Consider the following 13,232-nt stretch of genomic DNA (forward strand, 5'->3'; position numbering starts at 1 on the left):
GGTCAAGCTCCTATCGCTCGCCGGCGTTGACGCCATTGATCGAGAACGACTGCACCGACGATGATCACGCCCTTGACCATCTCCTGATAGTAGGCGTCGAGGCGCAGGAAGGTGAAACCGGAGATGATGACGCCAAAGATCAGCGAGCCGATCACCGTGCCGATGATCGAGCCGCGGCCGCCAGACAGCGAGACGCCGCCGATGACCGCCATGGCTATGGCATCGAGTTCGTACATCACGCCCATGCCGGCCTGGGCGGTGAGGTTCTTGGAGCACAGCACCACGGCGGCGAGCGAGGCGAGGATGCCGGCGATGGCGTAGACGAGGATCTTGTGATTCTTGACGTTGATGCCGGACATACGCGCGGCGTCCTCATTGGAGCCGATGGCGTAACAGTGCTTGCCGTACTTGGTGTAGCTCAGGATCAGCTGGAACAATATCGCCAGCGAGATGAAGATGATGACCGGCATCAGGCCCTTGCCAATTGCCGCGAAACTGTCGGTGGGAAACGAGATCGGCTGCCCCTTTGACCACCATTTGGCGATACCGCGCGCCGTCACCATCATGCCGAGCGTGGCGATGAAGGGCGGGATGCGCGTATAGGCGATCAACAGGCCGTTGGTCAGGCCCGCCAACAGGCCGCAGCCGATCGCGACGAGGAGCGGCACGATGACAGGCAGGTCGGTCCAGCCCTGCGCCAGGAACATCGCCTTGGGGTTCGGGTTGCCGTTGACCGTCGCCACCTGGGCGAAGCTCATGGCGATCATCGCCGTGGCGCCGACGATCGAGCCCGAGGACAGATCGATGCCGCCGGTGATGATCACCTGTGTCACGCCGATGGCGATGATGCCGACGATCGACACTTGCAGGATGATGATCTGCAGGCGCGCTTCGTTGAAGATCGCATCGACATTGTCGCGGGTGTTGAACAGGAAACTGTCGCCAAGAAAGACCCGGCCGATCAGTTCGAAAGCGCCGACGAGGATGATGAGTGCCAGGAAGACGTTGAATTCGGCAGGCCATGCGCGCTTCTTCGCATCATAGGTGAGTCCGCCGACGCCATGAGATGTCTGTGCCAAGTTCTTTTCCTCCGGCCGCACCGGCCCGAAATCGGTTCCGATTTTCGGCAAGCACGATGCGTGGTCTCAAGTTCAGAGCCTACCTTTGTGCGTCCAAAGGGACGCACGTCGCTCTAATCGCATTCATCCTCCCGCCCGCCGAGACGAGAGGAAAATAGGAGCGGCGCTGTTTTCCTGGTTTGATGCGCCGCCCCGTATCGAAGCCTTGCCTCAGTTCTTCTTCAGGAACTTGTCGATGTTGGCAGGCGTGACCAATTGGAACGGGATGTAGACCTTGCGCTCGACCTTCTCGCCCTTGGAAAGCTTCAGCGCGGCATCCAGGGCGCCGGCGCCCTGGCCGGCCGCATCCTGGAATACGGTCGCGTCGAGGTCGCCGGCCTGCATCGCGGCAAGCGCGTCCTGGGTGGCGTCGACACCGCCGACGATAACCGACTTCATGTCGATGTTGGCTGCCTTCATCGCCTGGATGGCGCCGATGGCGCTTTCGTCATTGTTGGCGATCACGCCGTCGAACGGCTTGCCGGTCGACAGCCAGTTGGTCATCAGGTTTTGGGCTTCGTCACGGCTCCAGTTCGACGTCTGCTTGTCGATGATCTTGATGAAGCTGCATTCCGGCGTGGCGATCACATCGTCAATATCCTTGGTGCGCTGCACCGCGGCCTGGTTCGAAAGCTCGCCCATGATCACATAGACGTTGGCTTCCTTCTTGCCGGCTTCCTTGAACAGGCGGCAGACTTCCTGTGTCTCGAGCGTGCCGGATTCGACCTCGTTCGAGGCGACGAAAGCCTGGGTCTCCGGCAGCGTGTCGACATTGACCGGCTCGCGGTTGACATAGACCAGCGGAACCTTGGCCGCGGCGGCGGCATCCGACATCGCCTGGGTGGCCGAAGTGTCGACCGGATTGACGATGATCGCGTCGACGCCCGAGGCGACAAAATTCTTGATCTGGTCGAGCTGCTTGGCGACGTCGTTCTGCGCGTCCTCGACCTGCAATTCCACGCCATCCATGGCCTTGGCCTGCTCAATCATGCCGTTGCGCAGCACGGTGAGAAAATTGTCGTCGAACTTGGCCATCGACACGCCGACCTTGGCAGCCAAGGCGGACGAACACATCAGCGCCGAGATGGCGACGCTCAAAAGCAATTTTTTCATTTTATTTCTCCTCCACAGAATTGGTGTCCGGCTGCACCGATTTACCCGGAATCCCCGCTCTCCCGGGGAATCTCTCCCGCTTGCCTTCTGCTCCGGATGGCGTTTTTCGTGCTGGCTGGAACGCCAAGCCCTCTGTTTGAAACAGATGTTCCGGAACGAAAGAACCAAAATGCCCAGTTAGTGAAATATTTATTCCATTTCGCGTAAGGGCGTCAAGGAGATTCCGAAGTGGGATGCCGGATTTTTCAGAGGGTGGGGCTTTCGGATCGAAAGACCTATGCAAGTTTCCATCAGATTGATGGTTCACATCATTGTCGATGTGTCGCGTCGCTTTTCTGAACCCTGATGTTCGGTCTGACCTAATGCATGTCGCGCAAAAGTGCGCAGCGGTTTTGCGATAACGATATGCATAAGACCAAGAACTTAAAGCGCGTCGCATGAATCCGTTCAAACGCGACGCGCTTTAGATGTTTTCTGGCAGATAGATGTCGAAGGGCAGGAAGGTCTGGCCTGGCGCATTGGCTGCGCCCGTCTCGATGGCATGCGCCATCAACCCGACAAGCTCGCGGCACAACGCTGCCAGCGGCGTCGAAATCACCATCGTCAGGATGTTGTCGGCGAGCGCGGCGCGCGATTCGGCGTTGATCTCGTTGCAGACAACCACCGGCATATTTACGGGCCGCGCCGCCCTGAGCGCCGAGACCGCGCCTTCCATGCCGCCGCCGGCGACGTAGCAGCCGGCAAGATCCGGGTATCGCGCCAGAAGATCGATCATCGCATCATGGGTCACCTGGTTGGCCTCCAGATTGACCAGCGTCTCCATCACTGTGAATTCCGGCGCATGCTCGCGGAAGAAAGAGCGAAAGCCGATCTCGCGCAATTCATGGCCATGGAAACGATGGCTGCCGACAAAGAGGGCGACCTTGCCGGGCTTCCTCGCCGCCCTGGCGATCATCCAGGCCGCGGTGCGACCGACTTTGCGGTTGTCGAGACCGACATAACCTTCGCGGATGCCGGCGGCAAAGTCGGACAGCAGCGAGAAGACTGGTTGCCCCCTCGCCTTGAGCGTCTCCACGGCTGCCGTCAGCGTCGGATGGTCCGGGCCGACAAGGGCGACGGCCCTGGATTTCGCCGCCAGCTTGCGCATCTGGGCAGCGATCTCGTCGGGCGCCAGCGAGCTGGCAAAGTCGATGGTTGCGACGCCGCGGAAGCGCTGCGATTGCGACACCGCCAGTTCGAGCTCCCGTGCGAAATCACTGTAGAAAACATCATTGCCCCTCAGCAGCAGGAACCCGAGCCGGTATTCCGGCAGTTCCTGGCGCATCCGCTGCTTGATCAGCCCGGCGGCGTGATAGCCGATGCTGGTGGCGGCCTCGTAGACACGGCGCGCCGTTTCCTCGCGCACCGGCAGGCGGTTGTTCAGCACCCGGTCGACGGTGGCGACGCTGACGCCGGAGGTGCGCGCCAGATCGGTGATGGTCGGCCGTTTTGCCATGGTTGTCTCTCCGCTTGCCAAATCAGTCTACATCATTCTGATGTGAAATGATAGAAACTATCTTTGTGACATTGAGCCTATCATGGCTTGGCGTTATGTCTAGGCTGCGACGCCTGCGATCGCGACCTGGTCACGGGCCGGGCGGATCGTGGGGGCGCTGGTGGAGGCATTCCCATGCACGCAATGTTGGACGCAGCACCGTCCCGGCGCGACTACAGCCTGATCGGCCGCGACGCCAAGCTCGCCGTCGACAACGGGCTGGCGGCGGCTGAGTGGTATCATACCGACATCCCGCGCAAGCAGATGAAGGAGCTGATGCAGCGCTCCGACGGGCCGGCGATCCGCGACACCATCATCTGGCTTGCCGCGCTGATCCTGAGCGGCGCCGGCGGCGCCTGGTTCTGGGGCACGTGGTGGTGCGTGCCGTTCTTCTTCGTCTATGGTGTTCTCTACGGCTCCTCGACCGACTCGCGCTGGCACGAATGCGGCCATGGCACCGCCTTCCGTACCCAATGGATGAATGACGCGGTCTACCAGATCGCCTGCTTCATGATCATGCGCAATCCGGTGACCTGGCGCTGGAGCCATACACGACATCACACCGACACCATCATCGTCGGCCGCGACCCGGAGATCTCCGTCATGCGGCCGCCGGATCTGGTCCGCGTTGTGCTGGCTTTCGTCGGCATTCTGGATGCCTGGCATGCGATGAGCGACATGCTGCGCAACGCGGCCGGCATTGTCAGTCCGGCGGAAAAGACTTTCATCCCCGAGCAGGAACAGCCCAAGGCGATCTTCGTCGCCCGCATCTGGACGGCGATCTATGCCGTGACGATCGTGCTGGCGTTCTACATGGGCTCGTTCCTGCCGCTGATGCTGGTTGGCCTGCCCAGGCTCTACGGCGCCTGGCACCATGTCATGATGGGCTTGCTGCAGCATGGCGGCCTGGCTGACAACGTCATCGATCACCGCCTCAACAGCCGCACTGTCTACATCAACCCGATCAGCCGGTTCATCTACTGGAACATGAACTACCACGTCGAGCACCACATGTTCCCGATGGTGCCCTATCACGCGCTGCCCAGGCTGCACGAGCTGATCAAGCATGATCTGCCGGCGCCGACGCCGTCGATCCTGGCCGGCTATCGCGAGATGCTTCCCGTCTTCCTGCGCCAGTTGCGCAACGAGGATTATTTCCTCAAACGCGAGCTGCCGCCGACCGCCAGGCCCTATCGCGAGGAGCTCCATAACGACAGCGCCGCCGTCGCGACGGCAGCGGAATGACATGCGCCCGCGCCGGGCAAGTTGACCGACAAAAATTCTGCTGGGAGGACCGATGAGCGGCTGGATCGAGGCCTGTGAGGCCGGAGACATCGACGAAGAGGATGTGATGCGGTTCGACCATGGCGGCCGCACCTTCGCCATCTACCGCAGTCCAGACGACGAGTATTTCGCGACGGACGGTCTTTGCTCGCATGAGAAGGTGCATCTGGCCGACGGGCTGGTCATGGACGACATCATCGAGTGCCCCAAGCACAATGGCCGCTTCAATTACAAGACCGGCCAGGCCAGGGGTGCGCCGGTCTGCGTCAACCTCAGGACCTATCCGGTCAGGGTCGACGCCGGCAAAGTCCTCATTCAGGTCGGGTGATGGTCATGCAGGCGGGAATGATCATCATCGGTGCTGGCGAATGCGGTGGGCGGGCAGCGCTCACACTGCGCGATCTTGGCTTCGAAGGGCCGGTGACGCTGGTCGGCGACGAGCCGCATCTGCCCTATGAGCGGCCGCCGCTGTCCAAGGAGGCGATGACTGGCGATGTGCCCGCGATCAAGGCGATCACCAGCGACGAGATGCTGGCCGAGCGCTCGATCAAGCATATCCATTCGGTTCAGGCCGTGGCGATCGACCGAGCCGCCCATATTGTGCGCCTATCGGACGGATCGACCCTGCCTTACGACAAGCTGCTGCTGGCGACCGGTTCGACCCCGCGCAAATTGCCGATGCCCGGCCTCGGGCCGCGCTGCGTCTATCTCCGTACCTTCAATGACGCGCTCGCCATTCGCGCCCACCTCAGCGCCGGAAACCGCATCGCCATTATCGGTGGCGGCTTCATCGGCCTCGAACTCGCCGCGGCGGCGCGTAAATTGGGGGCTTCGGTCACCGTCGTCGAGGCGCAGCCGCGCATCCTGATGCGCGGCGTGCCGACCGAAATCGCCGGGATCATCCACCAGGCGCATGAAGCCGAAGGCGTGAATATCCTCACCAGCCAGGGTATCGCGGCCATCGCCGACGATGGCACTGATGTTCGCATCACGCTTGCCGACGGCAGCGACATCGTTGCCGACCTCGCGGTGATCGGCATCGGCGCCGTGCCAGTGACCGCGCTCGCCGCGGAAGCCGGGCTGGCCATCGACAACGGCATCGCGGTCGATGCCGAGCTACGCACTAGCGATCCGGACATCTTTGCCGCCGGCGATTGCTGCTCATTTCCGCTCGCTGTCTATGGCGGCCGCCGCGTGCGGCTGGAGGCCTGGCGCAACGCACAGGAGCAGGGCGCGCTGGCAGCGAGGAACATGCTCGGCGCCGGCGAGGCCCACGCGGCCGTGCCATGGTTCTGGTCGGATCAATATGGTCTCACCTTGCAGATATCGGGGCTTTCCGATGAGGGCAGCAAGGTCGTACGACGCGACCTCGACGACGGTGCCTTCATCCTGTTCCATTTGGCGCAGGACGGAAGACTGGTGGCGGCGAGCGGCATCGGCCCGGGCAATGCGGTCGCGCGCGATATCAGGCTGGCCGAGATGTTGATCACCAAACGGGCAAAGCCGGCGCCGGAGGCGCTCGGCTCGCAAACGGTCAAACTGAAGTCTCTGCTGGCGGCTTGAAAAGCAGACCTAAAACAGCGCTTTCAACTCCGGCAGTTTGTCGTTGACCAGCCAGCCATAGTAATTTTCCTCCGGCAGCTTCTCCGGTTCACCGGCCGCGCGGCGCTTGGCGTTCTCGACCTTCAGCGCATAGGCGCGCTGCTCGGGATTGCCGACATTGTAGAGTGTCGCTGTAATGCCGGGATTGTCCGATATGTCGAAGCCGGCAATGTCCTTGTAGGCGTCGATCGATTTCCTGATCGTCGCCGCAACGTAAGCCAGCGTGAGGTCCGGATCCATGATGGTCTTGTAGACCCCGTTCGGATCGCTGACGTCGAGCTTTGGCAGGCCGGAAACCTGGTGCACGAGATCGCTCATCTGCAGCGCGGTCAGCGGATTGAGCTGGCCAAGGCCAAAGGTCTGGCCGGCATAATAGGGCTGGAAGAAGGTGGCGCCGAAGCGGTCATTGGGAAAGCTTGTCCCGCCGACGGTTTTGCCGCGAAACGAGTGGTTCCACACCTGCTCGCGACACTCCCATAGATCGTAGCTGTCCGATTTGCCGGCGCATTTCTGGAATTGCGGCCGTTGCACGAAATCGGTGATATCCTCGCCGTCATAGGCGAAGGCCAGCTTGCTCGACAGATAGGAGATCGCCTTGACGTAATAGGTCTGCAGCCGGTCGTAGGCGTCGACATTGTAGGTGTGCTCGCCGACGATGGCGCCGACGATGTGCATTGGGTCGATGCCATAGGCCGCCGCTGCTTGGCGGATCTTGCCGCGAAGTCCGGCATCGTTCTGGAGCAATGCATAGACCTTGCGGTACTTCGCCTGGAAGGTGGTGTTGGTGGCCTGGGTGCGCCGGCTGGAGGCGCCCGGTATGTCGGGTTGCTCGGCGTTGCGGTTTCCCGGCGGCACCAAAGTGGCCGCTTGCGCGCCGAACATGGCTGCCGCCAGCGTCAGTCCGAGAATGACGAGGATCAGTTTTTTCATGCGCCGCCGCCCTGTAACAGCGCATGACCCCGAACCGAAGGTCCGCGTCAGCGACGATCAGAATCGATTTTCGCTGGAGATCATGCGCCAAATCATATGCTACAGCGTCCTTCGTTCGTCCAATCGACGCAGCGCTGTAGTTGCCGGGCAAACTAGGTAAAGGCGGAAGGGGAGTCGAGAGCCCCTTTGCCCGCCAAGGCAAAAGCTGGCCAGATGCTTCCATTTGGCCACACATTAGAGCGACGTGCGCCCGCTCGCTCTAAGACCTTGAATCTTCGCCTGCCGGCCCGCCCGGCGCTGTCTTTTACAGGATGAATCGCGACAAATCTGTGTTTCTGGACAGATCGCCGACATGCTTTTGCACATAGGCGGCGTCGATGGTGACGGCCGTGCCGTTGCGGTCCGGCGCGTCGTAGGAAATCTCGTCCAGCACCCGCTCCATCACCGTCTGCAGGCGTCTGGCGCCGATATTCTCGACGCTGGCGTTGAGATCGACGGCGATGCCGGCAAGTGAATCGATGGCGTCGTCGGTGAAGACTAGATCGACGCCCTCGGTCTTCATCAGCGCGATATACTGCTTGATCAGGCTGGCCTCGGTCTCGGTCAGGATGCGGACGAAATCGTCCTTCTCCAGCGCCCTGAGCTCAACGCGGATCGGCAGGCGGCCCTGCAACTCCGGCAACAGGTCGGACGGCTTGGCGACATGGAACGCACCCGATGCGATGAACAGGATGTGGTCCGTCTTTACCGGTCCGTATTTGGTCGCCACCGTGGTGCCCTCGACCAGCGGCAACAGATCGCGCTGCACACCTTCGCGCGACACGCCGGCGCCGATGCCACCTTCGCGGGAGGCGATCTTGTCGATCTCGTCGAGAAAGACGATGCCGTCATTCTCGGTCGATTCGAGCGCCCGGCGCACCACTTCATCCTGGTCGAGCAGCTTGTCTGACTCGTCGCCGACCAGCAGCGCGTAGGATTCCTTGACCGTCGTCTTGCGCGTCTTGGTCTTCTTGCCGCCCATCGCCTTCGACAGCATGTCGTTGATGTTGAGCACGCCTATATTGGCCCCCGGCATGCCGGGAATCTCGAAGCCGGGCATGCCGCCATTGCCGGTGTCGGCCACCTCGATCTCGATCTCCTTGTCGTCGAGTTCACCGTCGCGCAGCTTCTTGCGGAAGGAGTCGCGTGTGGCTGGGCTCGCCGTCTTGCCGACAAGCGCTTCCAGCACCCGTTCCTCGGCGTTGACATGCGCGCGCGCCTTGACGTCCTCGCGCATCTTCTCACGCACCAGCCCGATGGCGATCTCGACCAGGTCTCGGATGATCTGCTCGACGTCGCGGCCGACATAGCCGACCTCGGTGAACTTGGTCGCCTCGACCTTGACAAAAGGCGCACCGGCAAGGCGCGCCAGGCGGCGCGAAATCTCGGTCTTGCCGACGCCGGTCGGCCCGATCATCAGGATGTTCTTCGGCATCACCTCTTCGCGCATCTGGCCTTCGAGCTGCTGGCGGCGCCAGCGGTTGCGCAAGGCGATGGCCACGGCGCGCTTGGCGTCCTTCTGGCCGATGATGAAGCGGTCGAGTTCCGAAACGATTTCGCGGGGAGAAAATGTGCTCATATTACTCAAATTCCACTTTGCCACTGCCGGATGGACTCGAACGGATGCAGCAGCATGATCACGTTGAGCGTCAGATTGTCCCGGATAAAGTAGCCGGTACCCAGTTCGAAGATCAGGGCGAGGCTGACGACCACCCATATAGGAAGCCTTCGCGCCATCACAAATCCCAGCACCATGGCCAGCGTGTCCGACACCGAATTGATGATGCTGTCGCCGTAGTAGTCGAGCGAAATCGTGCCGGCGCGATAGCGCTCGATGATGAACGGGCTGTTTTCGAGCAGCTCCCAGCCGCCCTCTATGGCCACCGCGAATGCCAGCCGAAGCCCGATCGGCGAGCGCGGGAACAGAAATGTCGCCAGCGCATAGAACAGGAAGCCGTGGATGATGTGCGAAGGCGTGTACCAGTCGGAAATATGCTGGGAATTCTCCGAGCTCTGCACCACCCCATGCCAGAGTTTCACATAACCGCAGGTGCAGATCGGCGGATGGCCCATGCCGTAGAGAACGCCGGCCTGGAAGATGACCAGGGCCAGCACCAGCAGAAGCCCCATCCGCCAACTGTCTTCATAGGCCGATAGGGTTTTGTCGGCGTCGGATGTGCCCATTCTGCTATTGCCCCTCTTCCGCGTCGCCCTCTTCGGCATCGCCCTCTTCGGCATCGATCGCCATCAGCACGACGTCGCCATATTCCGATTGCCGCCGATCTATCGCCCGGAATCCAGCCTTTTCATAGGCGCGAATGGCCCGCGCATTGGCGGGATCCGGGTCGATGATGACACGCGGCGCGCCCTCTTCGAAGAGCTGTTCGGCGAATTGCCGCACAATGGCCGAGCCGTGGCCGCGCCCGACAAGTTCCGGCCTGCCGATCGACAGGTCGATGCCGAGCGTGCCGAACGGCTGGTCGCTATAGGGATGGCCGTCCTCCAGATGCGGATCGTAGCTCTGCAGATAGCCGATCGGCCTGCCATCGAGTTCGATGATCAATGGCTCGACGGAAATCGAGTCGATATGCTTGGCGATCTCGGCGATCTCTTTTTCCGGATCATCCCACCATTCCGCGACATGCGGTTCGGCTAGCCAGCCGGCGATCATTGGCAGATCTTTCTCGGTGACCGGCCGAAAATCGTAGCTATCTTTTTGTTGGACCATGATCTTTTCCGAAAACCGGTTCCCACTTTTCGCTTACGCGGTCCTTCGGTTCGGGATCATGGTCGGTCGCCTCAGGCGGCATCGAGCGTTTCGATGACGAAATTGTTGTTGGTGTAGACGCAAATGTCGGACGCGATCTGCATCGCCTTGCGGGCGATCTCCTCGGCGTCCTTGTCGCTGTCCATCAGCGCGCGCGCCGCGGCCAGCGCATAGTTGCCGCCTGAACCGATGGCCATGACGCCATGTTCGGGTTCGAGCACGTCGCCGGTGCCGGTCAGCGCCAGCGAAACCGACTTGTCGGCCACCAGCATCATCGCTTCCAGCCGGCGCAGATAGCGGTCCGTGCGCCAGTCCTTGGCGAGCTCGACGCAGGCGCGCGTCAACTGGTCCGGATATTGTTCAAGCTTGGCTTCCAGCCGCTCCAGAAGGGTGAAGGCGTCGGCGGTGGCGCCGGCGAAGCCGGCAATGACATTGCCGCCCTTGCCGATGCGGCGCACCTTCTTGGCGTTACCCTTCATGATGGTCTGACCGAGGCTCACTTGGCCGTCGCCGGCGATCACCACCTTGCCGCCCTTGCGCACCGTCACGATGGTCGTGGCGTGCATGGTCAGTTCATTCGACATTTTGCTGCTCCGATCAGCGCCGATCCCATTAAGGCGATTTGGCGCGTTACGAGTGACTTTAATCGGCCATATGTATGCATGGGGTGAACGATTGCAAACCGGCCATCCGCAAGGCGCCATACCGACCCGCATGGCAACTGGCAATCGCCGGATCATGCTGCTAGAAGGCTTTCGTTTTCAAGCGGGTTGAGCTCCAAAGCGTGCAAACCTGGGACAAGGACAAGATCATGGCGCCCCGTTCCGCCGAGATAAGCCGCAAGACCAAGGAAACCGATATTTCCGTATCGGTCCATGTCGACGGCTCAGGCAAGTCCGATATCGCGACGGGAGTCGGCTTCTTCGATCATATGCTCGACCAGTTGTCGCGCCACTCGCTGATCGACATGACGGTCAAGGCCAAGGGCGATCTGCATATCGACGACCACCACACCGTCGAGGACACCGGCATCGCGCTCGGTCAGGCGCTGGCCAAGGCGTTGGGCGAGCGGCGCGGCATCATGCGCTATGCCTCGATCGATCTCGCCATGGACGAGACGCTGACCAGGGCGGCCATCGACGTCTCCGGCCGCCCTTTCCTGGTCTGGAACGTTTCCTTCTCGTCGCCGAAGATTGGCACGTTCGACGCCGAGCTGGTGCGCGAATTCTTCCACGCGCTGGCGCAGAATGCCGGCGTCACGCTGCATGTCACCAACCACTATGGCGCCAACAATCACCACATCGCCGAGACCTGCTTCAAGGCGGTGGCCCGCGTGTTGCGGGCAGCCCTTGAACCTGACCCGCGCCAGCCGGACGCGGTTCCTTCCACCAAGGGGTCTCTGAAGGGATAGGCTGATGGCCATCTATGTCGTGATGGAACCGCCGGGTAGCAGTGAGAAGCCCGATACGGCCTTTGTCCGGGACGGCTTTTCCTGGCTCGGCTTCCTGGTGCCGCCACTGTGGCTGCTTTGGCATCGCTTGTGGATAGAAGCAGCGCTCGCCTTTGTCGTCATGGCCGTTCTCTCGATGCTTGCCGAAAAGTTGGGCCTCGGGCTCGCCGGCTCGCTGCTGTCACTGCTGGTGTCGCTCTACGTCGGGCTGGAAGGGGCGGCCTTGCGGATCGGGGCGCTGCGCCGCCGTGGCTGGCATGAATGGGGCGTGGTCGAGGCCGACAGGCTCGACGATGCCGATACGCGCTATGCGCTGGAAGCCGATGCTCGAGCCGACGAACAGGCGCCTATGCCGCGCATCGTTCCGGACGCCGCCCTTGCCCGGCCGGCGCAGATGGGCATGACGCTGGGATTGACCCATATTCCGGGAAAGCCCTGACATGCGGGTTGCCATCATCGACTACGGGTCGGGCAATCTGCGCTCGGCCACCAAGGCCTTTGAGCGCGCTGCGCACGAAGCCGGCATTGCCGCGACCATCGACCTGACCGCCGATGCCGAACGCGTCCGTACCGCCGACCGCATCGTGCTGCCCGGCGTCGGCGCCTATGCCGATTGCGCGGCAGGCTTACGTGCCGTCGAGGGCATGTGGGATGCGGTGGAGGAGGTCGCGATCGCCAAGGGGCGGCCATTTCTCGGCATCTGCGTCGGCATGCAGCTGATGTCGGAGCGTGGTCTGGAAAAGACGGTGACAAAAGGCTTCGGCTGGGTCGCCGGCGACGTCAAGGAGATCACACCTGCCGATCCAAACCTAAAAATCCCGCAGATCGGCTGGAACACGATCGAGCTCAAGCGCAAGCATCCGCTGTTTTCCGGCATTCCGACCGGCGCCGGGGGACTGCACGCCTATTTCGTCCATTCCTACCATTTGGATGCGCAGAAGCCGGATGAGGTGCTGGCGGTTGCCGATTATGGTGGCCCCGTCACGGCAACTGTCGCCCGCGATAATCTCGCCGGCACGCAGTTCCACCCCGAAAAGAGCCAGGCGCTTGGCCTGGCGCTGATCACCAATTTCCTGAGGTGGAAGCCCTGAAGGAGAAAATCATGAGCAAGAAGGGCTACTGGATCGCGATGATCGATGTCCGCGACCCCGACGTCTACAAGCAGTACATAGAGGCCAACGCAAAAGCCTTCGCCAAATATGGCGCGAAGTACCCCGTGCGGGCCGGGCGTTACACGAATCCCGAAGGGCTGACGGGCAACCGCCATGTGGTAGTGGAATTCTCGTCCTACGAAACGGCGCTCGCCTGCTACGAATCGCCTGAGTACAAGGAAGCCTTGAAATTCCGGCTGGCGGCATCGACCGGCCACTTCGTCATCGTCGAGGGCGCCTGATC

General features: G+C 61.7%; 15 protein-coding genes. 7 read left to right on the top strand and 8 right to left on the bottom strand.

The window, feature by feature from the left end; translation table 11 throughout:
* Nucleotides 1-2: 2 nt before the first annotated feature.
* The 3 genes from OHD62_RS02675 to OHD62_RS02685 form a co-directional block, all read right to left on the bottom strand.
* Nucleotides 3-1,079, bottom strand: coding sequence for an ABC transporter permease (locus tag OHD62_RS02675; RefSeq protein ID WP_263780746.1), 1,077 nt, complete (start codon nucleotides 1,077-1,079; stop codon nucleotides 3-5).
* Nucleotides 1,080-1,289: 210 nt separating this feature from the next.
* Nucleotides 1,290-2,231, bottom strand: a complete 942-nt coding sequence (locus OHD62_RS02680) for a sugar ABC transporter substrate-binding protein (protein ID WP_263780748.1) — start codon at nucleotides 2,229-2,231, stop codon at nucleotides 1,290-1,292.
* Nucleotides 2,232-2,694: 463 nt separating this feature from the next.
* Nucleotides 2,695-3,726 carry a LacI family DNA-binding transcriptional regulator gene (locus tag OHD62_RS02685; protein ID WP_263780749.1) on the bottom strand — a complete coding sequence of 344 codons (1,032 nt, stop codon included), beginning with the start codon at nucleotides 3,724-3,726 and terminating at the stop codon, nucleotides 2,695-2,697.
* Between the two features lie 174 nt (nucleotides 3,727-3,900).
* Here OHD62_RS02685 and OHD62_RS02690 point away from each other — a divergent pair, with 174 nt between their 5' ends.
* The 3 genes from OHD62_RS02690 to OHD62_RS02700 are packed head-to-tail and all read left to right on the top strand — an operon-like array spanning nucleotide 3,901 to nucleotide 6,612.
* Nucleotides 3,901-5,010: a fatty acid desaturase family protein gene (locus tag OHD62_RS02690; RefSeq protein ID WP_263780750.1), complete on the top strand. Its 1,110-nt coding sequence runs from the start codon at nucleotides 3,901-3,903 to the stop codon at nucleotides 5,008-5,010.
* A 52-nt stretch (nucleotides 5,011-5,062) separates the two neighbouring features.
* Nucleotides 5,063-5,377 (top strand): MocE family 2Fe-2S type ferredoxin, encoded by a 315-nt coding sequence (locus OHD62_RS02695; RefSeq protein ID WP_263780752.1) that lies wholly within the window; start codon nucleotides 5,063-5,065, stop codon nucleotides 5,375-5,377.
* Nucleotides 5,377-6,612: an NAD(P)/FAD-dependent oxidoreductase gene (locus OHD62_RS02700; RefSeq protein WP_263780753.1), complete on the top strand. Its 1,236-nt coding sequence runs from the start codon at nucleotides 5,377-5,379 to the stop codon at nucleotides 6,610-6,612. Before OHD62_RS02695 ends, OHD62_RS02700 begins: the two co-directional genes overlap by 1 nt.
* Nucleotides 6,613-6,621: 9 nt before the next feature.
* On the opposite strand, the gene OHD62_RS02705 is transcribed toward OHD62_RS02700, so the two are convergent.
* The 5 genes from OHD62_RS02705 to hslV all read right to left on the bottom strand — a co-directional run bounded on the left by OHD62_RS02705 (nucleotide 6,622) and on the right by hslV (nucleotide 10,971).
* The gene (locus OHD62_RS02705; RefSeq protein WP_263780754.1) at nucleotides 6,622-7,581 is read right to left on the bottom strand and encodes a DUF1402 family protein; all 960 of its coding nucleotides are present in this window, start codon (nucleotides 7,579-7,581) and stop codon (nucleotides 6,622-6,624) included.
* A gap of 304 nt (nucleotides 7,582-7,885) precedes the next feature.
* The gene (gene hslU, locus OHD62_RS02710) at nucleotides 7,886-9,199 is read right to left on the bottom strand and encodes an ATP-dependent protease ATPase subunit HslU (protein WP_263780755.1); all 1,314 of its coding nucleotides are present in this window, start codon (nucleotides 9,197-9,199) and stop codon (nucleotides 7,886-7,888) included.
* Between the two features lie 5 nt (nucleotides 9,200-9,204).
* On the bottom strand, nucleotides 9,205-9,804 hold the full coding sequence (locus OHD62_RS02715; protein ID WP_412177338.1) for a DUF2585 domain-containing protein: 600 nt from the start codon (nucleotides 9,802-9,804) through the stop codon (nucleotides 9,205-9,207).
* 4 nt (nucleotides 9,805-9,808) lie between these two features.
* Nucleotides 9,809-10,348, bottom strand: a complete 540-nt coding sequence (locus OHD62_RS02720; RefSeq protein ID WP_263780756.1) for a GNAT family N-acetyltransferase — start codon at nucleotides 10,346-10,348, stop codon at nucleotides 9,809-9,811.
* 71 nt (nucleotides 10,349-10,419) lie between these two features.
* Nucleotides 10,420-10,971, bottom strand: a complete 552-nt coding sequence (hslV, locus tag OHD62_RS02725) for an ATP-dependent protease subunit HslV (protein ID WP_263780757.1) — start codon at nucleotides 10,969-10,971, stop codon at nucleotides 10,420-10,422.
* Nucleotides 10,972-11,198: 227 nt separating this feature from the next.
* Between hslV and hisB the strand changes: the two genes are divergently transcribed.
* From hisB to OHD62_RS02745, 4 genes are read left to right on the top strand one after another with little or no spacing between them, the layout of a single operon-like run.
* A complete protein-coding gene (gene hisB / locus OHD62_RS02730) occupies nucleotides 11,199-11,798 on the top strand; it encodes an imidazoleglycerol-phosphate dehydratase HisB (protein WP_263780758.1) in 600 nt (199 codons plus the stop codon).
* Nucleotides 11,799-11,802: 4 nt separating this feature from the next.
* Nucleotides 11,803-12,276: a DUF2628 domain-containing protein gene (locus tag OHD62_RS02735; protein WP_263780759.1), complete on the top strand. Its 474-nt coding sequence runs from the start codon at nucleotides 11,803-11,805 to the stop codon at nucleotides 12,274-12,276.
* A 1-nt stretch (nucleotide 12,277) separates the two neighbouring features.
* Complete coding sequence (hisH, locus tag OHD62_RS02740) at nucleotides 12,278-12,928, top strand: imidazole glycerol phosphate synthase subunit HisH (RefSeq protein WP_263780760.1); 651 nt, start codon at nucleotides 12,278-12,280, stop codon at nucleotides 12,926-12,928.
* 11 nt (nucleotides 12,929-12,939) lie between these two features.
* Nucleotides 12,940-13,230, top strand: coding sequence for a DUF1330 domain-containing protein (locus tag OHD62_RS02745; RefSeq protein ID WP_263780761.1), 291 nt, complete (start codon nucleotides 12,940-12,942; stop codon nucleotides 13,228-13,230).
* Nucleotides 13,231-13,232: the final 2 nt, after the last annotated feature.

Origin of the sequence: Mesorhizobium sp. YC-39, assembly GCF_025753795.1 — a bacterium.
In the GTDB taxonomy this organism is placed as follows: Bacteria; Pseudomonadota; Alphaproteobacteria; order Rhizobiales; family Rhizobiaceae; genus Mesorhizobium.

Coding starts and splice junctions, on each gene's coding strand:
- OHD62_RS02680 (WP_263780748.1), bottom strand. CDS start 2,231: ATGAAAAAATTGCTTTTGAGCGTCGCCATCTCGGCGCTGATGTGTTCG.
- OHD62_RS02685 (WP_263780749.1), bottom strand. CDS start 3,726: ATGGCAAAACGGCCGACCATCACCGATCTGGCGCGCACCTCCGGCGTC.
- OHD62_RS02690 (WP_263780750.1), top strand. CDS start 3,901: ATGCACGCAATGTTGGACGCAGCACCGTCCCGGCGCGACTACAGCCTG.
- OHD62_RS02695 (WP_263780752.1), top strand. CDS start 5,063: ATGAGCGGCTGGATCGAGGCCTGTGAGGCCGGAGACATCGACGAAGAG.
- OHD62_RS02700 (WP_263780753.1), top strand. CDS start 5,377: ATGGTCATGCAGGCGGGAATGATCATCATCGGTGCTGGCGAATGCGGT.
- OHD62_RS02705 (WP_263780754.1), bottom strand. CDS start 7,581: ATGAAAAAACTGATCCTCGTCATTCTCGGACTGACGCTGGCGGCAGCC.
- hslU (WP_263780755.1), bottom strand. CDS start 9,199: ATGAGCACATTTTCTCCCCGCGAAATCGTTTCGGAACTCGACCGCTTC.
- OHD62_RS02715 (WP_412177338.1), bottom strand. CDS start 9,804: ATGGGCACATCCGACGCCGACAAAACCCTATCGGCCTATGAAGACAGT.
- OHD62_RS02720 (WP_263780756.1), bottom strand. CDS start 10,348: ATGGTCCAACAAAAAGATAGCTACGATTTTCGGCCGGTCACCGAGAAA.
- hslV (WP_263780757.1), bottom strand. CDS start 10,971: ATGTCGAATGAACTGACCATGCACGCCACGACCATCGTGACGGTGCGC.
- hisB (WP_263780758.1), top strand. CDS start 11,199: ATGGCGCCCCGTTCCGCCGAGATAAGCCGCAAGACCAAGGAAACCGAT.
- OHD62_RS02735 (WP_263780759.1), top strand. CDS start 11,803: ATGGCCATCTATGTCGTGATGGAACCGCCGGGTAGCAGTGAGAAGCCC.
- hisH (WP_263780760.1), top strand. CDS start 12,278: ATGCGGGTTGCCATCATCGACTACGGGTCGGGCAATCTGCGCTCGGCC.
- OHD62_RS02745 (WP_263780761.1), top strand. CDS start 12,940: ATGAGCAAGAAGGGCTACTGGATCGCGATGATCGATGTCCGCGACCCC.